Raw genomic sequence first — 25,531 nt, 5'->3', positions numbered from 1 at the left:
CAACACCCAGTATCATGAATCCTTCAGAAGGATTGTAATTATTGGACACTCAGGATGCTGTCGATTCGTAGGCTTAGCCTGCTGTTTTTTATTGTCTTTATCACGGTAACGGCCATTGCCACGCATTTGGTTTGGCGGTATCAGTACCAGACGTTGCTGCTTGACCATCAATCACAGTTGGATAAATTCTCCAGCTTGATCACCGCCAAGTTGGACAAATACGCCCACATTCCGCGCTTACTGTCCAAAGATAAGGAACTAGTGGATGCGCTCATGCACCCCACCAACACCGCTCAAATTGAAGTCACCAATCGGTATCTGGAACAGGTCAACGACGTGATTCAAGCCGCGGACACCTATCTGCTCGATCAATATGGCAACACGCTTGCCGCCAGCAACTGGAACTTAGATCGCTCGTTTATCGGCCGCAATTTCGCTTGGCGTCCCTATTTCTATCAATCCATTGCGGGGGCGGATAGCCAATATTTTGCACTAGGATCCACATCCGGGCAGCGCGGCTACTACTATGCTTACCCGGTGGTTTATGCCGCAGAAATACTCGGTGTGGTGGTGGTCAAAATGGATCTATCTGCCATCGAAGAGAACTGGCAAAACCAGCGCAGTTATTTTGTGGCCACCGACCCCAATCAAGTGGTGTTCATGTCCAGTCAGCCAGAATGGCTGTTTAAAAGCGTGGAAGACTTAAACAACGCAACACGCGATCGCATTCGCAGCAGTCGCCAATACCTCGACAAACCGATCGCCTCGTTAGGCTTAAACGGCGACTTTACCGCGCAAGAAACGGAGTGGTTCAACTATCGACAAGGTTGGATCAAAGGCGACTTTATCGTCTCCAGCCGCAGCTTGAGTAACCCCGATCTCACCATTCGCGTCCTCTCGCCTAAGATGAATGTATTCTGGGATGTGTTTGGCTTTGTGATGATTCTGACCATGGTGTTTGCGATTGTCTATCTCGCGCTATTGCTTGCGCATCATCGTCAAGTGCGCCAACGCCAAATTGAGCAATTGCAGGTGGAAGCCAAACAGAAGCTAGAATTTTTGGTGATGGAACGCACCGCCAAACTGCACGCTGAAATCGACGAACGCATTCGAGCCGAACAAGCGTTACGTCAAACGCAAAACGAGCTGATTCAAGCGGCCAAATTGGCGGTACTCGGTCAAATGTCGGCCAGTATCAGCCACGAACTAAATAACCCATTGGCCGCGATTCGTAGCTTTGCCGATAATGGCCGTCGTTTTCTCGCCAGCGGCAAGTCAGAGCGCACCGATGAAAACCTCGCGCGCATTTCTGGCCTCACCGAGCGCATGGCGAAAATCAGTGAGCAATTGAAATCTTTTGCACGCAAAAGTAGCAGCGATGAAACCGCGGACGTCCAACTCTACCCGATTGTGGTGTATGCCAAAGAGCTGATGCAGCCCCAGTTCAAATCGCACTATATCGACCTCAACATTCAGACGCCGCAAGCGCCCGTGTGGGCCAGTGTCAACCCGATTCAGTTGGAACAGGTTCTGATCAACCTGCTGACCAACGCCATGCAGGCTTTGGACGGGCAAGAATCTCGCTGCGTTGCCATCACGCTGCTGAGCGAAGAGGACGGCACGCTGATTCATGTCGATGACAACGGCCCCGGCCTTGGCCAAGACAAAATTGAGCATCTGTTCGAACCGTTTTTTACCACCAAACAGAATGGGTTGGGGCTGGGTTTGTCGATTTCCCAACAAATTATGCAGAGCATGAATGGCAACCTCACCGCGTCAACTTCGCCCTTGGGCGGGGCGCGCTTCACCATTCATTTGCCTGCATTGGCCGCCCCCACCACAGAATCAACGCAAGGAACGTAATATGTGCGACGTATTTTTTATCGACGATGAAACCGATATTCGCATTGCCATTGAACAGAGTTTTGAACTGGCAGATATTCGCGCGCGTTTTTTTGCCAGCGCCGAAGAAGCGCTGCTGGCCATCAAACAAGCGGGGTTACCGCTGGTGGTGGTGACCGATATTTGTTTACCGGGATTGAGCGGCCAAAACCTGCTGTCTACCATTCGTCATCAAGACGCGGACGTGCCCGTGATTTTAATTACCGGGCACGGTGATATTTCGATGGCAGTACAAGCAATGCACGACGGCGCCTACGACTTCATAGAGAAACCCTTCGCCCCCGAGCGCTTGATGGAAACTGTCAGCCGCGCGATGGAAAAACGCAAACTGACACTCGAAAACCAACAGCTCAAACGTAGTCTGAAAGCCAGCCAAACACTTGGCCCGCGAATCATCGGCGAAACCGCTAGCATTCAAGAACTGCGCGAGACCATCGCGCATATCGCAGATACCGATGCCGACATTTTGCTGTTTGGCGAAACTGGCACAGGGAAAGAACTCATTGCCCGTTCGCTACATGAACAGAGCTCGCGCCGCGAGCAGAATTTCGTCGCGGTTAACTGCGGCGCGGTGCCGGAAAATCTGATTGAAAGTGAACTGTACGGCCACGAAAAAGGGGCGTTTACTGGCGCCGATGCCAAACGCATCGGTAAGTTCGAACACGCACAAGGCGGCACCCTGTTTCTGGATGAAATTGAATCCATGCCGATGCAGGCGCAAATCCGTTTGCTACGTGTGCTGCAAGAGCGCGTGATTGAACGAGTCGGTTCGAACGAGCTCATCCCTCTGAATATTCGGGTGATTGCCGCCACCAAAGTCGATCTGCGACAAGCGGCGATGGAAGGGACATTTCGTCAAGATCTTTACTATCGACTCAACATCGTCACGCTTGATTTACCGCCGCTTCGCGAGCGCAAAGAAGACATTCCAACCCTGTTTCACCATTTTCTGCTCGTTGCCGCCGCACGCTATGGCAAAGCTGCAACGGCGCTCGCCAGCCAAGATCTACAACATTTGATGAATCACGACTGGCCCGGCAATGTGCGAGAGCTGCGCAATGTGGCCGAGCGATTTGTATTGCTAGGTAAGCTGGCACAATTGGATGACGCACCAGCCACCACCACCCTCAGCCTAACCGACCAAGTGGCCGAATTTGAAAAAGTCGCCATCGAAAAAGCGCTGGTTGAGTGCAACGGCAGTATCAAACACACCATGGAAGTGCTGGCGATTCCGCGTAAAACCCTATACGACAAAATGCAGAAATATCGCATTGATAAAGAGATGTACAAAGCCTGAGCAGGCTTGGCGAACGAAGAACAGGCTTGGCGCCCTCGCGAAGGAGGTCGCACAAGCCTGTGAACAAGGAAGTCTAACTTTTCTAAATCATGCACGGCACGGGATTACTTGGTGATAATTTCCGGTCCCATCAGCATGGTCGGTAACCACGTCGAAACCCAAGGCACGTACGTGACGATGAGCAGGAACAAGAACATCACACCAACCCACGGCAGTGCCGCCTTGACCACATTCATCATCGACATTTTCGCCACCCCAGCGGTGACAAATAAGTTGAGCCCGACCGGCGGCGTGATCATGCCGATTTCCATGTTCACCACCATCATGATGCCAAGGTGAATCGGGTCAATACCCAATGCAATCGCGATCGGGAAGACCAACGGCGCCACGATGATCAGCAGACCGGATGGCTCCATGAACTGGCCACCAATCAGCAGCAACACGTTGACCACAATCAGGAAGGTGATTGGGCCTAAGCCTGCCGACAGCATTGATTCGGTGATCATTTGCGGTACACGTTCTTCTGTGAGCACATGTTTCAGAATCAGTGCATTGGCGATGATGAACAGCAACATGATGGTCAATTTACCGGCATCAAATAGCGTGGCTTTGGTGTCTTTATGGATGAGTGACTCAAACACTTTGACGATCGCCGGTTTGGTGTTGGTCTTGTCGGCAAACGGTCCCATGTCGCGGTAGATAAAGTTGGCGATCAGAAATGAGTACACTGCCGCAACTGCCGCCGCTTCAGTGGGCGTGAAAATCCCCCCGTAAATGCCCCCCAGAATGATGACCACCAGCAGCAAGCCCCAGCTCGCATCTTTCGCGGCCGCTATCGCCTCTTTCCAACCAACAAACGGCTGTTTAGGCAGATTTTTCACACGCGCCGTGATGTAAATCGCGATGATCAGCATCAAACCCGCCAGCAGGCCCGGAATCACGCCACCGAGAAACATACGGCCAACTGATACGTTGGTCGCCGCCGAGTACACCACCATCACAATCGAGGGCGGGATCAAAATGCCCAACGTACCCGCGTTACAAATCACGCCAGCGGCGAATTCTTTGGTGTAACCATTTTTCACCATCCCCGCAATCACGATACTACCGATCGCCACCACGGTAGCCGGTGACGAACCCGACAGTGCCGCGAACATCATACACGCCACCACGGAAGCGACCGCCAAACCACCACGGAACCAACCCACCATCGCAATCGCAAAGCGAATAATCCGTTTTGCCACACCACCGGTCGACATGAAACTGGATGCCAAAATAAAGAACGGAATCGCCAGCAAGGTGTAGTGCCCTTCAAAGGCGTTAAACAACGTTTGTGCCACCGACGCGAGGGACGCTTCAGAGTGCCACATCAAAAACAGAATACTGGACAACCCCAGTGAGACCGCGATCGGCACGCCTGCAAGCATGAAGCCAACCACCATCAAAAATAACAGCAAAATCGCCATGGTTTACTTCTCCTTCCCATTGTCGCGCGATTCAGGCGTCGCCATCATGGCTTCCCCTGCACCTTTCAGCTCTTCCTTCAGCGCTTCAAGATCTTCTTCTGCTTCGTGACCCGCAATGATGCGATCCAACTCGCCCGTCAGCACCTGATAACCCACTTGCAGAAAACGCAACGTCAGCAGCGCCATGCCCAACGGCAACGCCATGTAAGGAATAAAGCGCGGCATTTTCTCGTACGCTTCGCCTTCGTTTAACCAATCCGCTAAAAACTGCAGCATGTCTGGCATCGGAATATCGTCCGTTTCATACCAAGCGCGCTCAGAAACAAACGGATACCAATAGTTCCAAGACCCAATCAACAACAGAATGGAGAAAGCAAGACAGCAGCCGACCGCAAACAGGGCCATCAGCTTGCGTCCGCTCTCTGGGACAAGGTTGATCATCACATCAACGCCGATGTGGAAGTGCTTTTTCACGCCATAGGAAGCGCCCACCAGTACCATCCATGCGAACATGAAAACGGTAAGCTCAAGGGCCCAAAGAATATTGTCGTTGAATAGATAACGCATAATAACGTTGACGAAAGTTAACAACGTCATGGCACCGAGGAAGAAGGCGATTAACGTCTCTTCGACCTTATCGGTTATGTTGCCGACTTTAGAAAAGAATGACTGTTCCATGTGATACATCGCTCTATAAGGCTTTAATTATGGTGAGAAATGGCCTCATTGCCCGATACAATGAGGCCCACTTCTATTACTTGTTGTTCGAAGCTAGAGCGGCTTCGATCAAGTCTGAACCGATGTCTTTCTCGAATTTCTTCCACACCGGTTTCAGCGCATCAACCCAAAGCTGGCGCTGCTCTGGCGTCAGTTCACGCACTTTGCCACCCGCTTCGATGACGTATTGCTTGTTCTGCTGTTCCACTTTGTTGGATTCTGCGTTTCGTGTTTGGCTCACTTCTTTCAGAATGGTGGTCAGTTGGTCACGGACGTCTGTTGGTAGGCCGTCCCACCACTTGGTTGACGTCACCACCAGGTAATCCAGAATGCCGTGATTGGTTTCCGTAATGCCGTCCTGTACTTCAAAGAACTTCTGGCCGTAGATGTTCGACCACGTGTTTTCCTGTCCATCAATCACTTTGGTCTGCAGGCCGCCATAGACTTCGGCAAACGACATTTTCTGAGGGTTGGCACCCAACTGTTCGAACTGAGCCACCAGCACATCAGACGCCTGAACGCGGAACTTCAGACCTTTCGCGTCAGCTGGCACCAGAATGGGTTTGTTGGCGGAAATCTGCTTCATGCCGTTGTGCCAGAATTCCAGCCCTTTCACGCCACGACGGTTCATCGCATTTTTCAACTTTTCACCCGCATCCGAGTTTTGGAAACGGTCGACGGCATCGACATCATCAAAAAGGAACGGAAGGTCGAAAAGGCGGAACTTTTTGGTGAATTTTTCAAATTTAGACAGCGATGGCGCAGCCAGTTGAACATCCCCGTTCAACAGCGCTTCCAGTACTTTGTCATCATCGTATAGCGTTGAGTTCGGGAACACCTGCATACAGGCTTTACCGTTCATCTCTTCGTTAACGCGTTTTTCTAGCAGTGAGGCAGCAATCCCTTTCGGGTGTTTGTCTGTGTTGGTCACGTGGCTGAACTTGATCACGATTTCACCCGGATCACAACTGTTCGCAGCAGCATTGAAGCTTGTGACAGCAAGAATAGAGGCAGTTAACAGGGTAAGCGGCTTTAACATTATAATTCTCCTTGGTTGGATGCATCAGTCCCATCTATGGGTACTGCATGTTTCCTAAAGAGCAATTACTAAGCCAAGTGGTTACAAATTGTTAATAATCCTTATTTAACAGTAAGTTGGAATTATCCATGAGCCGAATGAGTCATCCACGATGAATTCAAGTTACTCAAAATGGGTGGAAAATGACCCATCAAAAATCGGGTGTTGGGTCAATTTCCGCCAAAAATGAATATTGTTTATTGATGAACGAGTTATTGATACACGAGTTATTGATGAACGATAGGGTCTGGGTTGCCATCGGGATCGCCCTCGGCATAACCGGACATGCTCGGCTGACCGCGCGTGACAAGCAGTACGCCGCACATGTGTGGCGCCGCCATGGACGTTCCATTGTAAGTGACTGTTCCGCCCCCCGCTTTGGTTGATAGCACCGACACCCCAGGCGCGGCATACTCGACGTCAGATCCATAGTTCGAGAAGTACGCAAAGTTGTCGTTATTATCGATGGCCGATACTGTATACACATTGGGATGAACCGTGCTCGCAGGCGTGTACAACGAGGCGTCATCTGCTGAATTCCCTGCGGCAATTGAAAACAAGATCCCGGCATCTGCGGCGGTTTTGATCGCAGTATCCAACGCTTGCGAGTAGCCTTTCGCGCCCAAGCTTAAGTTGGCACAATCCCCTGAGGCCGCTGCCTCAGCAACGTAATCCACGCCGGCAATCACTCCAGAAATCGTTCCGCTACCAGCATTGTCGAGCACCCGAACGGGCACCACCGTGACGCCCGCAGCCACCCCCACAACATCCATTGCATTGTTGATCGCCCCGACGGTTCCAGCGACATGGGTGCCATGGCCATTTCCATCCGACGTTTGATTGGGCTTGCCGCGTGAGAAATTTCTCCCAGAGCGAGCATCCACATTCAAATCCGGATGTTTATCGTCAATGCCGGTATCGATGATCCACGCTCGGGCATCGTCGCCACTCATGTCCACAAAACCGCCTACACGCTTAATACCCCAGGGCGTGGTTTGTGGCGGCTCAGTCGACGTTCCGCTATCGCCATTGTTCGGTTTATTGCCCCCACGCGGCATCGCCTGCACGGCCAGATCCGGCTCGATGTAATCAATGTCAGGGAAACGATGTTGAAGTCCTTGTAGCGCTGTCAGTGGCATCTGCACCGCAAACCCTTGCAGGGTATGTTGATAGCGAAACAGCACCGCTCCGCGCTGGTTTTCAATCGCGGCCAACACGTGTTGCGCGGCATTTGGTGAGGCATCCTTCTTCAGCACCACGATGTAACGGTCCGTCAGATCCACGCCGGGATGGACAACCGCCCATGACGCAGATGACACAAGCAGGGAGGCTAGTGTGAGAGAAATCGTAGTTCGGCGCATAACGTCTTTCCATGTGTGATCACAACATGGTTCAATTATAGCCACTAATGATAGAAATGTTATTTAACGAACCGTTCGAAAAGGTCAGTCCATTCGAAGAGGTAAGTGCACCCTCCGTCTGAGTCATGCATTGACCCAGCCGCACCCCCGTGCTGGTTGCCCAGACCTCCCCCGAGTCCCTGAGCAGCTGTGGAGAGTGCACTTAAAGCGTTGAAATCATGACGCATTGGAAACCGAAAGTCCCCGATATGTTCACGATGATTGGTATACAGTCACACAATATTAGACCAAAAACCACGGACCAGTTGTAACAATTTGTCTGCATGGTTTGACGTCCATCATGGCATACGGCAATCCATGGACATCAAACCCAGACGTGGTTTACCTCGCCGCTTTGACGGCGTTGGCCAGTCGCTGCGCCGCCTCACGCGGATCGGCCGTGCGGTCTGCCGCAAAGTTGCTGACCACATCAAAAATAGCGGCCTGCACGTAGTTGGTGGTCGCCATGTCATGAGCCACACTTGGCACCAGCGATGCGGTTTTTGCCGAGGATTTAAACTCACGCATCGAATCCACGGCGCACTGGTCAAAGGACGACATATCCATGTCCGTGCGTACCGGAATCGAGCCTTTGTTCAAGTTAAACACCTTTTGAAATTCAGGATCCAGAATGGTTTTCGCCAAGACCTGCTGCGCTTGAATACTGTCGTGATCGTTCAGTTCAAAAAAGACGAAACTATCCACGTTGTAGATAAACGCCCCTGCCGTGCCCAACGCGGGCACGCAAACATAATCTTTGCCCGGTTGTTTGCCCGCAGCCGAAAACTCGCCTTTGGCCCAGTCCCCCATGATCTGCATCGCCGCTTCCCCTTTGATCACCATCGAGGTCGCCACGTTCCAATCTCGCCCCGGCGCGCCGCCGTCAACGTAACGATGCAGCCGCTGAAACTGCGTAAACACCTCAACCATTTGCGTACTGGACAAGGTCTTCATGTCTAAGTCGACAAACGCCTTGACGTACCCTTGGGCGCCGAGCATATCCAGCGCCAACGTTTCAAACACCGTCACATCCTGCCAAGGCTGTCCCCCATACGCGAGCGGAATATACCCGGCGGCTTGAATTTGATCGGCCGCGACAAAGAACTCATCCAAGTTAGTAGGGATCTTGGCGCCAGCCTGTTGAAATACCTTAGGATTGGCCCAGATCCAGTTCACGCGGTGCACATTCACCGGCACCGCCACGTAATCTTGGTGATATTTCATGACGTCGGTGATCATCGGCGGAATGAAGGAATCCCACCCTTCAGTTGTTGCCACCTCGTTTAAGTTGGTCAGAAAGCCCAAGCTCGCCCATTCCTGAATATCGTGGCCTTTAATTTGTGCCGCAGCTGGCGGATTGCCCGACACAGCCCGCGTTTTCAGCACAGTCATCGCACTTTCGCCGCCCCCGCCCGCGACCGCAAAATCATTCCACGTGTAGTCCTGCTGCTCGAGCATCTCTTTCAACACAGTGATGGATTTCGCCTCGCCGCCGGAAGTCCACCAGTGCAGCACTTCCACTTCGCCAGCCGAAGCATGAGAGACAGACAGCCAGAGTGCCGCGGTGAGTAAACATTTTAGTCGATTCATGATGAGCATCCGTTGCGTCACACGTCGATGGTCGGCGGAATAAACACTTGTACCAATAACCCCCCTTGGAGCGAGTTACTGATGATCAAGTCGCCGCCGTGCCCGTGCAGAATGTTACGACAAATTCCCAGCCCCAAACCGTGTCCTTCCCCATCCTCTGACAGACGGAAATAGGGTTCAAAGACGGCGTCCAATTGGCTCTCCGGAATCCCCGGACCTTGGTCATGAATTGAGATCACCACCCATTCCGGCGTTTCATGGATGCTGACTGTCACGTCATCACCATACTTAACCCCGTTGCCAATCAAATTGGTGAGTACACGTTTCATCGCCAGCGGCTTCGCGACCAAAGGTTCCATCTCAACCGGTTTGAAATGCACCGTTTCACGCGCAAAGTTATACCCTTCAGCAATGTTCAAAATCAGTTCGTTCAGGTCGATGTAATCATTGTTTTCGTGCAGTTCGGTGTCGCGCACACATTGCAGCGCGCCTTTGACCATCATTTCCAGCTCATCGAGATCGCGGTTAAACTTCTCGCGTTTGACGTCACTTTCCAACAGCTCGGCACGCAATCGCAGACGCGTGATTGGGGTTTTCAGATCGTGTGAAATGGCAGCAAAGAGATGCTCGCGATCTGACACATAACGACGAATGCGCTGCTGCATGCGGTTAAACGCACGAGTCGCAGTCACCAACTCGCTCGCCCCTTCTTCGCGTAATGGCCGCTGGGCGATATCGAGGCTGAGATCGTTCGCCGCCCGTGCCAGATTTTTCAGCGGCCGGACCTGACGTCGCATCAGCAAATAAGTCAGCAGCAGCAAAATCGTCGTCGAAAAGAACAGGAACAGAATCTGCTCACGCCCGAGAATGTTGTCATCGAGTTTGACATACGGCGCGGGCAGCAAAGCCGCGACGTAAATCCATTCGTGTTCACCGAGTTCAATCTGCACCACCAGCACCGGCGGATTCAGCGGCTCCAGCGTTAAGGTGTGATACGCCCACGATTTCGGCAGATCGCTCAATAAAATATCGTTTTTCAGCAAACGTAGTTTTTCCGGCCGGGTGAAATCCACCAGAATATTGCCGACGTGCGTCAGTTTCTGATGCAAGACGTCCTGCACAGCCTCAACCGACGCCAACTTGAGACTAGTGTCTTCAATGGGCTCGACGATGAGCTGCTCTTTATTAAACGAAACAAAAAAGCGCGTGCCGCCCATATTGCGGATCTGATCGAGGACAATGTGACGATACTTGACGGGCAGAGACTGGAAAAAAGTCACGGTTGACGCAAACATGCCCGCCATACTGGCGGAAGCCGAACGAATGCCTTCCAACTCATTGGCTTTGGATTGACTGTACCAAATCGATGTGGCGACGCCCTGTGCTAGCATCACGGCCAACAAGGTCAACAATAAGGTCCGCGCCACCAGCGACGTGGGTTTGATGCGTGTCCATACGCGATGTATCGGCATGTCAGTACTCGCGTTGAACCGGTACCGACAAGATGTAGCCATTCCCGCGCATGGTTTTGATGTAGTTCGGGAATTGAGCACTCTCGCCCAGCCGTTGACGTAAACGGCTCAATTGCACGTCGATGCCACGTTCAAAAGGCAGCGCTTCACGTCCACGGGTGGCAAATGAGATGGTGTCGCGATCAATGACTTCATTCGGACGATTGAGAAACAGCATCAACAGCAGGTAATCACTGCCCGACAATTCATGCACGTCTTCTCGTTTCAGATGAACGATGTGATGGGTCAGCGTATCCAGTCGCCAATCACCAAACACAATATGAGACGGCGTGGGTTCTTCCGGCTTCTCCTCATTGACTTGCACGCGGCGCAGCAGCGCTTTGATTCGTGCCATCAACTGACGGGGGCTAAATGGTTTGGCGATGTAATCGTCGGCACCGATGTCCAAACCGATGATTTGATCGGTCTCGTCCGAAACCGCCGTTAACATGATGATCGGCACATTGGAATCGCGTCGCATCTTTTGACACAGGGTAAAGCCATCCTCGCCCGGCAGCATGACATCCAATAAGACCAAATCTGGATAGCCATGATCTGTCAGGTATTGTGCCAACGCGCGACCATCGGAAACCGTGGCCACGCTGAAACCAGATTTGCTCAGATATTCATCCAACAGTTCACAGATTTCGATGTCATCATCAACGACTAAAATATGCGTGTTTTCCATTTCCCACCCACCGAAAGCACGATTTGGCACAGTGTAACAATCCAGTTCACTATTCATCATTGATATTTATGTAAAGTTTGAATCCATCCAAGATGGCGATCACATTTTGATGGCATCATGAACACGCCGTCTGTTCTGCGATGTTTCGCGGCGCGCATGGGATAAAAAACCCGGTTCAGGCCGGGTTCTCTCAAGACAATATGTTGCGGTGAAGGCGCGTTTAAGACGAACAGCTGATTTCGAGCTTCTTGCCCCACTCGGGCGGCAGTTTGGCGTACGCTTCGGCGTCCGGTTGTTCATCAAAAGGATGCTTCAACACCTGCGCCAATCGCAACACTTCGCTGTCGTCGCCCTGCTCCGCTTTGTCGATCGCAATCTGCGCCAAGTAATTACGCAGAATATATTTCGGGTTCACTTGGCGCATTTTGGCGCAGCGCTCATGGGCGCTCACAACCTGACCTTGCTCATCGCGCTCCAATGCACAACGGTTCAAATAGCGCGTGAGCCACGCCAGTGCCGCGTCACGGTCAAGACACAAATCCGCCACATGCTGCACAGGCTGAGTATCCAGAGCAGACAACTGACGCATAAAGCGCGTGTAATCTACGTGGTGTGTTTCGAGCAGTTCAAACAGATCATGAAACAGCTCACCGTCTCCCTCTAGCCGAGTCGTTAACCCCAATTTGTCGCGCATCAAGCCGCTAAAATATCCGTTGAGCTGCGTTTCATAGGCGCTCAATGCTGCTTCTAAAGCCTCGCGTTCAATCAACGGCGACAGCGCATGCGCCAGCGCCGATAAATTCCACAACGCAACGCGCGGCTGCTGATCGAACGCGTAACGCCCTTGGTAATCGGAGTGATTACAGATATAACCAGGCTCGTAATCGTCTAAGAAGCCGTACGGGCCGTAATCAAACGTCTGACCGAGGATCGACATGTTGTCGGTATTCATCACCCCATGCGCAAACCCAACCGCCTGCCACTGGGCAATCATCTTCGCCGTGCGATCCACGATGTGGTCAAACATCGCCGCATACGGCTGCGCGGTCTTCGCGCAGTGCGGGAGATACCATTCGATGACTTTGTCCGCCAACAATTTAAGTTCGTCATGCTGCTCGGTATAAAACAGGTATTCAAAGTGCCCAAAGCGAATGTGACTTTGCGCCACACGCACCAGCAACGCGCCGCACTCTTGCTTTTCGCGATACACCGGCGTGTCACTGCGCATCAAGGCCAACGCGCGGGTGGTGGCAATGCCCAGCCCCGCCATCGCTTCGCTGCACAAATATTCTCGAATCGACGAACGCAATACCGCGCGACCATCGCCCATTCGCGAATATGGCGTCAGACCCGCGCCTTTCAGATGGATGTCGAACACCTCGCCTTGCCGCGTCGCCATTTCCGCCAGCAATAAACCGCGCCCATCCCCGAGATCCGGATTGTAGACCCCAAACTGGTGACCAGCGTATTTCATCGCTAATGGTGAAAATGCGGCGGGTAACTGCGCGCCAGACAAGCTGTGCCGTAATTCATCATTGGGGGTAGAAGGCAGGCCAAATTGCTGCGCCAAATCGTGATTCCACGCGACCCAACGAACATGGCTGAGCGGTTGCGGTTGCACCGGCGTGAAAAACGCATCAGGTAATGTGCTGAAGCGGGTTGTTAATGTGACGCTGTCCCAAACCGACATAACACCATCTCTTGTTCAACTATTTGCGTGCAAGTTAGCAAATACCTGAGTGGAATACTAGGTTTTAACTGAAGCGCCTTCTCGAAGCGAAAGGAAATTTAAACGGCAGTAAAAACCCCAGCAGCAAGCTGGGGTTCTCTTCATTACACTTTTCTTCACTACACTAAGCAAAATACGCCGACGACGGTGACCAGGGAGAACACGAGCGTTCTGCCTATCACTCCCAATACACTCGGTTGAATCATTTCTACGTGCATTTGTCTCTCCCCTTTGAATGTGACACTGTTATGACAATATGATGAAGTTTTATCCAATTCTCAAGCGCCAACAATATTAATTTTTTGTTACATCGCAGATGACAAAAGGCAACCAAGACAAAGGTTAACGTCTACGCTTTAAAGGCGCACAATAGCGTTTTGAGGCTGAATACCACGACAGGTGACCGTATGTTATCGATCTTCGATATTTTTAAAATTGGCGTAGGCCCATCCAGTTCACACACGAATGGCCCGATGATCGCAGGCTTTCAATTTCTGTCTGTCATACCCGATATCCAGCAGGTTTCGCGTATCCAAATCGACCTGTTTGGGTCGCTGTCTCTGACGGGCAAAGGCCATCACACTGACCGAGCCGTGATCCTCGGCTTGCTCGGGAACCAACCAGACACGATCAAAATGACCAGTGCCACGCAGGCCATGCAACGCGCGATGGACGATGCTGTGCTGCATTTGGGTGCTCAAAAAGAGATTCCGTTTCACTACACCAGCGACCTGCTGTTCCACAGTGAAAATTTACCGCTGCACGAAAACGGCATGACGCTGTCCGCGTTTGATGCCCAAGGCGTCATCGTCGCTTTTGAAACCTACTACTCGATTGGCGGCGGCTTCATCGCCACCGCAAAAGAGCTCGAACACGGAACATCGGAATCAGCCATCCACGTCGAGTTTCCGTTCAAATCAGCCGAAGAGCTGTTGAAAAAGGCTGAACGCAATGGCTTGAGCCTCGGCGGGTTGGTGCTGCGCAACGAATCGGCATGGCGCGACATCGATACCATCGACCAAAAGACCGAACAGATTTGGAAAGTGATGTCGCTGTGCATGCAGCGCGGTTTTGATACCGAAGGCATTTTGGAAGGCGGCCTCAACGTGACTCGCCGCGCGCCTGCGCTACTCAAAAAGCTGGAAGCCAATGCGGCCATTGAGAACGACCCCATGGAAATCATGGATTGGATTAACTTGTTTGCGTTCGCCGTGAGCGAAGAAAATGCTGCTGGCGGGCAAGTCGTGACCTCACCGACCAATGGCGCAGCGGGCGTAATTCCCGCCGTGTTGATGTACTACCACCGCTTTATTCGTCCACTCGACACCAAACAGCTCAAAGATTTTCTCGCCGTCGCAGGCGCGATTGGTATTTTGTACAAAACCAATGCCTCCATTTCCGGTGCCGAAGTGGGCTGTCAGGGGGAAATCGGCGTGTCTTCGTCCATGGCAGCGGCAGGATTGACCTCTTTGCGCGGTGGCAGTAATGAACAGATGTGTATCGCGGCAGAAATTGCGATGGAACACTCGCTGGGCATGACCTGTGACCCCATCGGCGGCTTGGTACAAGTGCCATGTATTGAACGCAATGCGATGGGCGCGATGAAGGCGATTAATGCGTCGCGTATGGCGTTGAAACGCACCAGCAAATGCTTAATTTCTCTCGATAAAGTGATCGATACGATGTATCAGACGGGGAAAGACATGAATAAAAAATACCGGGAAACGTCGCTGGGCGGGCTGGCACTGATTCATCTCGCGCCGCCCTGTGAGTAAACGCCGGCTTCGCGCGCAACCTAGAAAACAATCCTGAACAGCGCATGACGCGAACAACCTCGCGTCAACCTTGAAATCATTGGCCTGGCAATGACGTCAGGCCAGCAAATTCAAATGCGATTGCTGCAGCAGTTTATCAATGGTTTGACGCTGCACAATCCACTGATAACTCAACGATAAAATACAAATTTCATACATCCAAGCCAGATAAGACAAAAGGCCAAATCCCAGCGCCAAAAGCCAGTTGCCGTCGGCCGGAACATTCGAGAACAGAAGGCCCGAACTCATCGGAATGAGGCCCGTTAACACGAACAGAGATCGCTTGTGCTCCTGCGATAAGCGCCACGCAAACCGCAACCCGCGCGGCTCATCATCAATCGCCGTCGCTGGAATGACTAACCCGCAGCGGGAAATCAGCCACACCATCATCAGCACTGTCACTGCCGTGATCAGCATCTGCGTCCAGAATCCACTCTCTTCATGAATTAGCCCAATCGCGCCGCTGACCGACACCCAACTGAGCATCATCACCAACAGCGTCACGCACATCAACAACCAATACCCGATGATCCGAAGCTCGCGCATACCGGGCACTGGCGCCACGTCGTTTGCTGCGCTTGAACGGGTCAACAGAATGTCGCGATGCAAGCGTACCGTCGCCCACGCCATAGCCACCAAAAACACCAACCCAAACAGGATCTGCATCGGTAATGCATCCGTCTCAAAGCCATACACGGGAGCCATTTGCGACACCAGAGTGACGGCCAGATAAGGCCAAGTGCAGCGCACAAAGATCCGCCAACGGTCTCTCATCAAGTGAGCCGAAGTGACTAACGTATACAAAATCGGTAAGGGGTAATGTTTCATGATCCATGCTCGGCGCTTCGCGTCCTTACAATATGACTCAAATTGCCTAGCTTTACAGTGCAAACTGCGTGACGTGCCTCAAGGGAACAACACGAGTTACTAATACAATAATGACTAATGCACGGCGAGCCCGCGAATGAAAACAAGCGGTTAAATCTTAGCCCAAACCTTGAATTGACCGCACAAGTTGTCCAGTATGGATCCATGAAGGAAGCCACTGAGGACAGTAAGTGTATGAGTAGTGATACACCGCGTTTGACACTACGTGTGATAGAAAAAAGTGATTATCCCGAATTAGCAGCACTCATGGATCTGGTTTTTCACGATGTGGGCGGCGCTTGGCCACGCATGACCATCATGGATTTAATTCACCAGTTCCCCGACGGCCAGATCTGCATTGAGGACAATGGCAAAATCGTCGGCGCCGCGCTCACCATCAAAGTCGACTACAACCGTTTTTCCCTCCCCCACGTCTACACCGACATCATCAACGAACACAACGTCATTCAACACAAAGCCAACGGCGATGCCTTGTATGGGCTTGATGTGTTCGTCCATCCCGATTATCGCGGGTTACGCTTAGGGCGACGCCTGTATGCTGCGCGCAAAGAGCTGTGTCGTAGCGATAACCTCAAAGCGATTTTGGCCGGTGGCCGCATTCCCGGTTTTGGTCGTTACGCCGACACCATGGACGTGCCGGAATACATTGAGAAGATCAAGCGCCGCGAGCTGTACGATCCGATCTTGTCGTTCCAACTCTCCAACGACTTCGACGTCAAACGTATCATGCGCCATTATTTGCCCGAAGATGACAGCTCGCGCGGTTACGCCACCTTGCTCGAATGGGACAATTTCTTTTATGAGGAAGACATTCATTCGATTCATGACGTGGAAAAAACCTTGGTGCGCATTGGCATTGTGCAGTGGCAAATGCGCGCCATGCTGAGCGTGGAAGATCTGATTGAACAGGCAGAGTTTTTTGTCGATTCGCTCTCCAACTATCAGGCCGATTTTGCGCTGTTCCCCGAGTTCTTTAACGCGCCGTTGATGGGCTTGAAAAAAGACCAGAATACGGTTGAAGCGATTCGCTTTCTGGCGTCATTCAGTGAAGAAATTAAGCTGCGATTCTCCAAGCTGGCCGTGACGTACAACATCAATATCATCGCGGGCAGCATGCCGGTGTTGGAAGATGGCCAGTTGTACAACGTGGCCTATTTGCTTCACCGGGATGGCACCATTGATGAACAGTACAAAATTCACATCACACCGCACGAAAAACGCGATTGGGTGATTGATGGCGGCAATCAAGTTCAAGTGTTTGAGACCGATGCCGGACGTGTGGGCATTTTGATTTGTTACGACAGTGAATTCCCAGAACTGGGGCGGATGTTGGCCGAGCAAGGCGTGCAGATCATCTTCGTGCCGTTCTGGACCGACACCAAAAACGGCTACCAACGCGTGCGTTTGTGCTCGCAAGCACGTGCCATCGAAAACGAATGTTACGTCGCCATTGGCGGCAGTGTCGGCAACTTGCCGCGCGTCGATAACGTTGATATTCAGTACGCGCAATCTGCGGTGTTCTCGCCGTCAGACGTCTTTTTCCCGCACGATGCCACCATCGCAGAAGCCAGTCCCAACACCGAAATGATCATCTTTGCCGATGTGGATCTCGACAAGTTAAAGCAATTGAATACTGAGGGTTCGGTGACCAACTTGCGTCATAGGCGCATGGATTTATATGGCGGTTTCACCCACACCAAGTGATGAAACTTGTTGAGAGCCGTCACAATAACTAGTCTGACCAGCATGCACTCCCCATTTTTGGCGGAGCGCATGCTTTTTCAATTTGGTAATCACGCCACTTTTCCGATCAGCGAGTTACCCCTTCCCACGTCTCTAGTGCAACAAGCGTCGCATTTTGCAAATCAACAACCCTTTAAATTTCAATTAATTAACGTTCATACTCCTTTAGTATAAGTGCCTTATGCCCCCTCTTGCACTTCGTGCATAAACTTTTTATACCTATAGAGAACCCGCAAGTTTTTGCGAGCAATATCCCACTTTATACCCTAATTACTGGTGAGGACTACGCCATGTTAAACGCCCTTGTTTCCCGTCAATCTGCTGTGTTGCTTCTGTGGTTTACCTCTCTGGCGGCTTTCGCCAGCAGCGATGCGATCCTCACCGTCGACAATCAAGGTCAGAAAGCGTATTTCAGCCTTGAGCAGTTGCTCACGCATGCCGACAAAGAGATCGTCACCAACACGCCATGGACGGACGATTCCACCAAATTCGTTGGCGTTTCAGCCAAAGCGTTACTGCATATGATTGGCGTCGAAAAGGCCGATCTCAAAGTGACGGCACTCAACAACTATTGGTCGACGATTCCCTATGACGACATCGAAAAATACAACCCGCTGTTTGCCGTCAAAAAGAACGATGACGTGATGAGTGTGCGTGACAAAGGGCCGATCTGGGTCATTTACCCGCTCACCGAGTTCAATGAACTCAATAACGAAGTGCTGCACAGCCGTATGGTGTGGCAAGTGAGCCAAATCGAAACGTTGCGTTAACCGCAACCAACTGAGTGTGCAGGTGCCCTATGAGTCGCAGCGTCGCTTTCTTCATCTTATGTGTGTTTGGACTGTTCATCTTCTCCATCTGGACGTTGGTGAAGTTCAACGACACCTATAACATGCTGACGAAGCACACTCAGTTGTCGGCGTGGGCTCTGGCACAACTCGAAATCGAAACGCTGGAGTTTTCCTCGCAACTCGACACCTACCTGGTCAATGACACGCGTTCATCCAGCAAACTCAATTTGAAATACGACATTTTGTGGAACCGTTACGACACCTTCCTCAACAGTGATGAGACGCGTGAAATTCGCTCACAATTTGGCTCTGGCGAAGTGGTTGCCGCTGCGTTTAACGTGCTGCGTCGGTATGAAAATGCGGTACTGAAATCCGACTTAACCGCACTGAAAGACTTTTCTGCAGAACTGAAAACGTTGATGCCGGGCATTCGCAACCTCATGATTGTGAATTTCACCGGCGAAGAATCCGCGCGCAATCGCGCCATCATCGCCCAAAACAAACAAACCGTGCTGTACGACATGCTGCTGATCTTGTTTGTGCTGGCGTACATTTCCTTGCGGGTTTATAGCGATGCGAAGTATCAACAATTTATGGCATGGCACGATCCGCTGACCAAATTGAAGAACCGCAACTACCTGCTCAAACAGATTGAAGTGTTGAGCAAACGCAACCATCACTACGCGCTGATCTTACTCGACATCAGCCACTTCAAAGAGATCAACGACATCGTCAGCTATGAATATGGCGATAAAATTCTGATGGAAATCAGCGAGCGCATTCAAGACAAGTGCGATAAGTTTTCCTTTCTGTGCGCGCGAGCCGGTGCAGATGAATTTGCGATTCTGATTAACCGCAGCGAGTTCAACTTTGAGTTTTTCGTCAAGTCACTGCTGAGCGATTTAACCACGGTACTTCACCGACTCGACCCTTCGAAGCGCATGACGCTCTCAACCGGGATCGCGCTGAGCCATGAGATGAGTGAGCACACCAAACGCTACCTGAAAAAGTCTTCCGTGATCCTCAACAACGCCGATTTGGCACTCCATATCGCCAAGCGCCACCCCACGGAATCGGTGGTGTATTACAGCAAAGAGATGGAGATTGAGCATCGCAAGAAACGGAAACTATCAGAAGAATTGGAAGTGCTGCTCAACACCAGCCATCAAAAACAGCTGTACATGGCCTTTCAACCCATCATCTTGCGTCAAAGCGAACGCTTAGGCTGCGAAGCGTTGATCCGCTGGAATCATCCCACTCATGGTTTTATCAATCCAGAATACCTGATTGCGATTGCCGAAGAGTCGGGACTCGCTAAAGCGCTTGGCCGCTGGATCATGCAGCAAGTTTATCAAGCGCTGTCGGTCGATTGGCTTGCGTTTAATTCGCGCATTGAAGTGGCCATCAACTTGTCCGATTCGCTGTTCGATGAAGAGTTACCGGCGTTGGTGTCCGATATTTTTGCCTCCAACATCAACTATCTCGACGCCATCGTGTTGGAAATCACCGAGACCATGACGCTCGACGAAATCGATCGCAGTGTGAGCATTATTCGTCAGTTGGAAGACATCAACATTCGCTTGTCCCTCGACGACTTTGGAACTGGCTGGTCATCGCTGTACAACCTCAACCATCTGCGGTTTAACAAACTGAAAATCGACAAATCGTTTGTGCGCGACCTCAATAGTTTGGAGCGCCAGAAGTTCTTCATTTCGGCCATTGTGACCCTGTCGCATCAATTGGGTATCAAAGTGGTTGCTGAAGGCGTCGAGGATGAAACGCAGCTTCATCGTCTGCAAGAATTAGGCGTCGATGAGTTTCAGGGCTACTACTTTTCTAAACCGGTCACCAAAGAAGAATTTGCCCGCTTTAGCGATCAATATTTCGCGCGTGCCCAACCGGTTTTGAGCGCTGCTGAATGAGACGGGTCACGTGGGATCGCCAATCGTGTTAGCTGCTCCCAGAACTGGCGTGACCACGCTTCAAAAATACACCAATCCATGTTAATACATCGCCTCTTATAAAACTTGTTTAATAATTAATCTATCAAAAATAACCAATCACACGTCAGAGGCTTTATGACTACCCCAACACTGGAAGAGGCGAATCGTCGACCGCTCGCTGTCCGAGAACTCAAACTCACCAAACGCATCGCCATCTGGCTGAGCCAGAAACAGGTGACGCCCAATCAAATCTCATTACTCAGCATCGCATTCGCGCTGGTGGGTTTTATCAGTTTGATGCTACATCATTTCTATCCGTCTGCGCTGTTATTGCTCTTGGCCGCAGGCTGTATTCAACTGCGCTTACTGTGCAATTTGTTTGATGGCATGGTCGCCGTTGAAGGCGGCAAAAAAACACCCGCTGGCGAACTGTTTAATGATGTCCCCGACCGCATCGCCGATCCGCTGTTTATCGTCGGAGCAGGCTTTGCCACACACTCACTGTTCGGCATGGATCTGGCTTGGATCTGCGCCATTCTCGCGGTCCTCACGGCGTATGTACGCGTGCTGGGCGTCAGCATGAACGGCCCAGCCGATTTCTGCGGCCCGATGGCCAAACAGCATCGCATGGCGTTGCTGACCGCATCTCTGGTGATTTTGTGCGTCTATCAAGGGCTGCACCTACCGCTGCATTTCCTCAGTTATACCCTCGATTTCGCACTGGCGCTGATGTTGTGCGGCTTGGTGATCACCACGTGGCGCCGCTTGGAGCACATCTACCATTTCCATCACGCGCAATTTGCAAAGCAGGACGCCCAACCACATGTTTAATCTTCCCGTTCACGCTCAACACGTCATGCTGACGATCGTCGCCGTACTGCTCGTCGGCACGGTCTGCTATTTGTGGTTGTCACGTCGTCATCGGGATCGTGATTATCTCGAGCTAAAACTGCGCATTCGCTCTTGGTGGTGGATGGTGGCCATCGCGTTTGTGGTGTTGGCACTGCCGCTCAACTACACGCTGTTTTTCATGGGATTTTTGAGCTTTTTGGCGCTGAAAGAGTTCCTGTCGATCGTCCCAACTCGCATGACCGACCGTCGCGTCATTTTCTGGGCTTACCTTTCCATTCCGTTCCAATTTTACTGGTTGTCGATTGGTTGGTACGGCATGTTCATCATCTTCATTCCGGTGTACATCTTTTTGTACCTGCCGATGGTGATGGTGTTGATTGGCGATACCAAAGGGTTTATTCGCTCGGCCGGTATCATTCACTGGGCCATGATGCTGACGGTATTCTGCATCAGCCACATGGCGTATCTGCTGGTGCTGCCGAGCCTGAATCCAAATGCAGGTTCATTGGGCATGCTGCTGTTTTTGCTGGTGATGACTCAGTTTAACGACGTGTGTCAGTACGTGTGGGGTAAGAGCTTTGGCAAACACAAAATCGTGCCGAAAGTTAGTCCGAACAAAACCTGGCAAGGGTTTATCGGTGGCAGTGCGACGGTGATTGTGGTGTCCTATTTCGCCGCCCCTTACCTGACGCCACTGACCCCGATGCAAGGCTTAGTGGCCGGCATGATCATCGCGTTTAGCGGCTTCATTGGCGATTTGGTGATTTCATCGGTTAAGCGGGATCTGCGTATTAAAGACACCAGCCAGTTTATTCCGGGCCACGGCGGCATTTTGGATCGCATCGATAGCCTGATGTTCACCGCGCCGCTGTTCTTCCACTACATCTACTATCTCTATTACTGAGGCCCTCATGGCAAGACTACTCAAACTGCTGTTTGTGCTGCTGATCGTCAAGCCGCTGGTGTTTATTGGTTTGGGACTCAACATCATACAGCGACACAATCTCCCCGAGCAGGGGCCGATGATCATCGCCGCCAACCACAACAGCCATCTCGATACCTTGGTGTTGCTGGCGCTGTTTCCGATTCATATGGTGCATCGCGTGCGCCCGGTGGCGGCTGCCGATTACTTTCTCGCCAATCGCTTTGTGGCGTGGTTGTCCCTGAATGTGATTGGCATCATTCCGATTCGCCGCGCGCCATCTGCTTCCCAGCGCGACGCCGTTTTTGACGCTTGTCATGCGGCATTAAATAACGATGAAATTCTGATTATTTTCCCCGAGGGCAGCCGCGGGGAGCCGGAGATCATGAGCGGATTGAAAAAAGGCATTTATCATTTAGTGCGCGAGCACTCCGGCGTCGCGGTGCTTCCGGTGGTGATGCGAGGTCTTGGGCGCTCACTGCCCAAAGGAACTGCGATGCTGGTGCCTTTTAACTGCGATGTGGTGATCGGGAAGCCGCAAACCGGATTTACCAGCGCGCAGCACTTTATCGACGCCATGCAAACCCAATATCAGCAACTCGCGCAGCACTGCATCACGCAGACAGGCAGCGCCGATGCGCTCGATGGGGAAGCGGGATAAGCAGGAAACACAGTAAAATGGTAAAACGCGGCAATGGCCGCGTTTTTCTTTACCAGTAACGTTCGTGAATGTAGTTCCCACCCGTCGCCTGACGAAATGGCGGCAACCCTTTGTCGCGCAAGGTACTGGCGGTGTCTTTGATCATCTCCGGATTACCACACATCATTACAAAGCTGCGTTCTGGCGCCAACTCTAACTCACTTACAGTTTGCAGCTCACCTGAATCAATCAGGGCCGGAATACGTCCGCTCATCGCGTCGTCTACCGCTTCTCGGCTCACCACGCTGTGATAACGCAACCGCCCCTGATACTGTTCCACCAGCGTTTGAATCGCTTCGCGATACACGCGGTCACGGTCATAACGCACGCCGTGCACCAATACGATATTCGGTTGGGTCAGGCGCTGATCCGCGAGCAGCGACAGAAATGGGCCAATCCCCGTCCCAGTTGCCAATAGCCATAGATCTTGTGTGAAGTCAGGGATCGACGGCTGAATCAGATCGCCGTAGGCCGAATCGCCCATCCATAAAGCGTCACCGGCGCGAAGTGATTGCAGGCGCGGCGAGAGCTTGCCTTGTGGATGCGCCACAATCAAAAATTCATGTTCATCCGTTTGAGCCTCTGGCGCATTCACCAACGAATAGGCGCGACTCACGAGGTTTCCCTCCTCATCACTTAACCCCAATTTGGTAAATTGCCCTGCAGCAAATGGCAACGCAGCGCCGCGAACGCGCAACGAAAACTGCTCTGGCGTCCAGTCGATACGTTCGATCACGTGTACGGGGTTAAACCCTGCGAATTGACTCATGACGTTTCTCCTCACCGATTATCTTTGAGTGACGTTACGCCCCTTCACTCATTAAGTAAAGTTTTTGCCTTACTTATTAAGTTAATGTTTTGTTAACACACTCACCGACAACTCTATGCGATGACGGCTAGAATAATTAGTCTAATCACAGCCCAAACAAGGAATAAAAGAAGATGGAAAACTTACTGCAGGACTTTCCAGTCGTGACCGAAATCCCGGTGGCATGGGGCGAAATGGATGCCTTACAGCACGTCAATAACGTGGTCTATTTCCGTTATTTTGAAACCGCGCGCATCGATTATTTTCGTCATATTCAGTTGATGGAAGACATCGCGATCACGCAAATAGGGCCCGTGCTGAGCGAAACACAATGCCGCTACAAAATCCCGGTGACTTTTCCCGACACGCTGCTAGTCGGCTCACGGGTGAGCGATGTGCAGGCGGACCGTTTCTCGATGGAATACCAAGTCGTGAGTAAAAAGCTCGGCAAAGTGACCACCACCGGCAGTGCCACCGTGGTGATGTTTGATTTTAAAAACAACACCAAAGCGCAGTTGTCTCAACGCATTCTTGATGCGATTCAAACCCTGCAAGATCTGCCTTCCTGATACGGTTCGACACCTACCTGCAGGCTGCTAGCCACAAGGCAGCCTGAAATACTGCATTCGTGCCGATGTGAGCCATGGCGGCATATACCCAAACAACTTGAAGTTGCAGGTAGGCGGCAAATGAGTGAGTCCCCATGAGCATAGATACGCTATGTGATTGGGGTGAATGAATGCAGCCAACACCGCTGCAGCTTCAAGTAGGAAGGGTATAGTGGTTATAACTAATTCTCATGTTGCCAGCGTGTGAATCGTATTGCGCATTCACGCGGCTGCGCTTATTGTTTGGCCTTTGTCGTCCTCTTTTCATTTGGAGCCCTTCATGAACACCGCACTTCTGGGCATGTTTATTCCCACCTTCTTTTTGGTCTCAATCACGCCAGGCATGTGTATGACACTGGCCCTGACTCTTGGCATGAGCATCGGCTACAAACGCACGCTATGGATGATGATTGGCGAGTTGATTGGCGTGGCATTGGTTGCCGTCGCGGCCGTGGTGGGAATTGCAGCCGTCATGCTCAATTACCCGTGGCTGTTTACCGCCTTCAAAACCGTCGGTGCCTGTTACCTGTTCTATCTTGGCGTGCAAATGTGGCGCTCCAAAGGCAAATTGGCGCTCACTTCAGAGTCCGACACGCACTATCAGGGCAGCGATTGGGGCTTAATTGTTCAGGGCTTTGTCACCGCAATCGCCAACCCGAAAGGCTGGGCATTTATGATTTCGCTACTACCGCCATTTATCGATCAATCGGCCAGCCTGACACCGCAATTAATTTTCCTCGTGTCGATCATCATGGTGTCCGAATTTGTCTGCATGACGCTCTACGCCACTGGCGGTAAAGGGTTAAAACGCGCCTTGGGCAAATCGCAAAACGTCCGTGTGATGAATCGCGTTTCCGGTTCCCTGATGATGGCGGTAGGCATTTGGCTCTTTGTCAGCTAAACGTTGTGAGCTAAACGGTCCTTTATAATTTATGACCTATCAAAGCGGCCTTGCGCCGCTTTCTTTACATGGCTTTACACTCCTAACAATCCCCATTAAATTCAACAAGTAATGTAAAAATTGGCACTCAATCGAAAACCCAATTGGTTCATTTGGTGTTTACAACAGAATTCAAGCGCGTAT

The 25,531-nt window shown here is 51.6% G+C and carries 21 protein-coding genes; 11 read left to right on the top strand and 10 right to left on the bottom strand.

Features of this window, described 5'->3' with window-relative positions; genetic code table 11:
• Positions 1-54: 54 nt before the first annotated feature.
• Both ACF8PK_RS07185 and ACF8PK_RS07180 read left to right on the top strand, forming a co-directional pair.
• Positions 55-1,863: a sensor histidine kinase gene (locus ACF8PK_RS07185; protein WP_208549594.1), complete on the top strand. Its 1,809-nt coding sequence runs from the start codon at positions 55-57 to the stop codon at positions 1,861-1,863.
• Position 1,864: 1 nt separating this feature from the next.
• Positions 1,865-3,199 carry a sigma-54-dependent transcriptional regulator gene (locus ACF8PK_RS07180; RefSeq protein ID WP_392440655.1) on the top strand — a complete coding sequence of 445 codons (1,335 nt, stop codon included), beginning with the start codon at positions 1,865-1,867 and terminating at the stop codon, positions 3,197-3,199.
• Between the two features lie 104 nt (positions 3,200-3,303).
• Here ACF8PK_RS07180 and ACF8PK_RS07175 read toward each other — a convergent pair whose 3' ends face one another.
• From ACF8PK_RS07175 to ACF8PK_RS07140, 8 genes are all read right to left on the bottom strand, one after another.
• Positions 3,304-4,665 (bottom strand): TRAP transporter large permease, encoded by a 1,362-nt coding sequence (locus ACF8PK_RS07175; protein ID WP_014205413.1) that lies wholly within the window; start codon positions 4,663-4,665, stop codon positions 3,304-3,306.
• A gap of 3 nt (positions 4,666-4,668) precedes the next feature.
• Complete coding sequence (locus ACF8PK_RS07170) at positions 4,669-5,343, bottom strand: TRAP transporter small permease (protein ID WP_392440654.1); 675 nt, start codon at positions 5,341-5,343, stop codon at positions 4,669-4,671.
• Positions 5,344-5,419: 76 nt separating this feature from the next.
• A complete protein-coding gene (locus tag ACF8PK_RS07165) occupies positions 5,420-6,421 on the bottom strand; it encodes a TRAP transporter substrate-binding protein (RefSeq protein ID WP_038151338.1) in 1,002 nt (333 codons plus the stop codon).
• 266 nt (positions 6,422-6,687) lie between these two features.
• On the bottom strand, positions 6,688-7,821 hold the full coding sequence (locus tag ACF8PK_RS07160; RefSeq protein ID WP_208549591.1) for a S8 family serine peptidase: 1,134 nt from the start codon (positions 7,819-7,821) through the stop codon (positions 6,688-6,690).
• 381 nt (positions 7,822-8,202) lie between these two features.
• A complete protein-coding gene (locus ACF8PK_RS07155; RefSeq protein WP_392440653.1) occupies positions 8,203-9,450 on the bottom strand; it encodes an ABC transporter substrate-binding protein in 1,248 nt (415 codons plus the stop codon).
• A 17-nt stretch (positions 9,451-9,467) separates the two neighbouring features.
• A complete protein-coding gene (locus ACF8PK_RS07150; protein WP_004726526.1) occupies positions 9,468-10,922 on the bottom strand; it encodes an ATP-binding protein in 1,455 nt (484 codons plus the stop codon).
• Between the two features lies 1 nt (position 10,923).
• Positions 10,924-11,649, bottom strand: coding sequence for a response regulator (locus ACF8PK_RS07145; protein ID WP_392440652.1), 726 nt, complete (start codon positions 11,647-11,649; stop codon positions 10,924-10,926).
• A 220-nt stretch (positions 11,650-11,869) separates the two neighbouring features.
• Positions 11,870-13,339 (bottom strand): YdiU family protein, encoded by a 1,470-nt coding sequence (locus tag ACF8PK_RS07140; RefSeq protein ID WP_392440651.1) that lies wholly within the window; start codon positions 13,337-13,339, stop codon positions 11,870-11,872.
• Between the two features lie 446 nt (positions 13,340-13,785).
• Between ACF8PK_RS07140 and ACF8PK_RS07135 the strand changes: the two genes are divergently transcribed.
• Complete coding sequence (locus ACF8PK_RS07135; RefSeq protein ID WP_041942586.1) at positions 13,786-15,153, top strand: L-serine ammonia-lyase; 1,368 nt, start codon at positions 13,786-13,788, stop codon at positions 15,151-15,153.
• A 96-nt stretch (positions 15,154-15,249) separates the two neighbouring features.
• Here the strand turns inward: ACF8PK_RS07135 and ACF8PK_RS07130 are convergent, their stop codons facing one another.
• Positions 15,250-16,020, bottom strand: coding sequence for a sugar transporter (locus ACF8PK_RS07130; RefSeq protein WP_392440650.1), 771 nt, complete (start codon positions 16,018-16,020; stop codon positions 15,250-15,252).
• A 234-nt stretch (positions 16,021-16,254) separates the two neighbouring features.
• Here ACF8PK_RS07130 and ACF8PK_RS07125 point away from each other — a divergent pair, with 234 nt between their 5' ends.
• The 6 genes from ACF8PK_RS07125 to ACF8PK_RS07100 all read left to right on the top strand — a co-directional run bounded on the left by ACF8PK_RS07125 (position 16,255) and on the right by ACF8PK_RS07100 (position 22,992).
• Entirely contained in the window at positions 16,255-17,784 is a 1,530-nt protein-coding gene (locus tag ACF8PK_RS07125; protein ID WP_038151344.1) for a bifunctional GNAT family N-acetyltransferase/carbon-nitrogen hydrolase family protein, read from the top strand.
• A gap of 329 nt (positions 17,785-18,113) precedes the next feature.
• Positions 18,114-18,593, top strand: coding sequence for a hypothetical protein (locus ACF8PK_RS07120; RefSeq protein WP_004726541.1), 480 nt, complete (start codon positions 18,114-18,116; stop codon positions 18,591-18,593).
• A 29-nt stretch (positions 18,594-18,622) separates the two neighbouring features.
• Positions 18,623-20,536 (top strand): putative bifunctional diguanylate cyclase/phosphodiesterase, encoded by a 1,914-nt coding sequence (locus ACF8PK_RS07115; protein WP_392440649.1) that lies wholly within the window; start codon positions 18,623-18,625, stop codon positions 20,534-20,536.
• Positions 20,537-20,692: 156 nt separating this feature from the next.
• Positions 20,693-21,388, top strand: coding sequence for a CDP-alcohol phosphatidyltransferase family protein (locus ACF8PK_RS07110; RefSeq protein ID WP_392440648.1), 696 nt, complete (start codon positions 20,693-20,695; stop codon positions 21,386-21,388).
• Complete coding sequence (locus ACF8PK_RS07105; protein ID WP_154180963.1) at positions 21,381-22,313, top strand: phosphatidate cytidylyltransferase; 933 nt, start codon at positions 21,381-21,383, stop codon at positions 22,311-22,313. Before ACF8PK_RS07110 ends, ACF8PK_RS07105 begins: the two co-directional genes overlap by 8 nt.
• A gap of 7 nt (positions 22,314-22,320) precedes the next feature.
• Positions 22,321-22,992 carry a lysophospholipid acyltransferase family protein gene (locus ACF8PK_RS07100; RefSeq protein ID WP_392440647.1) on the top strand — a complete coding sequence of 224 codons (672 nt, stop codon included), beginning with the start codon at positions 22,321-22,323 and terminating at the stop codon, positions 22,990-22,992.
• 49 nt (positions 22,993-23,041) lie between these two features.
• Here ACF8PK_RS07100 and ACF8PK_RS07095 read toward each other — a convergent pair whose 3' ends face one another.
• Complete coding sequence (locus ACF8PK_RS07095) at positions 23,042-23,800, bottom strand: ferredoxin--NADP reductase (RefSeq protein ID WP_392440646.1); 759 nt, start codon at positions 23,798-23,800, stop codon at positions 23,042-23,044.
• A 173-nt stretch (positions 23,801-23,973) separates the two neighbouring features.
• Between ACF8PK_RS07095 and ACF8PK_RS07090 the strand changes: the two genes are divergently transcribed.
• Together ACF8PK_RS07090 and ACF8PK_RS07085 are read left to right on the top strand one after the other, a co-directional pair.
• On the top strand, positions 23,974-24,408 hold the full coding sequence (locus tag ACF8PK_RS07090) for a thioesterase family protein (RefSeq protein ID WP_158107184.1): 435 nt from the start codon (positions 23,974-23,976) through the stop codon (positions 24,406-24,408).
• Positions 24,409-24,727: 319 nt separating this feature from the next.
• Complete coding sequence (locus tag ACF8PK_RS07085) at positions 24,728-25,348, top strand: LysE family translocator (RefSeq protein ID WP_014205428.1); 621 nt, start codon at positions 24,728-24,730, stop codon at positions 25,346-25,348.
• Positions 25,349-25,531: the final 183 nt, after the last annotated feature.

Origin of the sequence: Vibrio sp. CJQ_6, from assembly GCF_043106745.1 — a bacterium.
In the GTDB taxonomy this organism is placed as follows: Bacteria; Pseudomonadota; Gammaproteobacteria; order Enterobacterales; family Vibrionaceae; genus Vibrio; species Vibrio furnissii.
The sequence above is the reverse complement of the archived record's forward strand: the minus strand, read 5'-3'. Positions and strand labels throughout refer to the sequence as shown.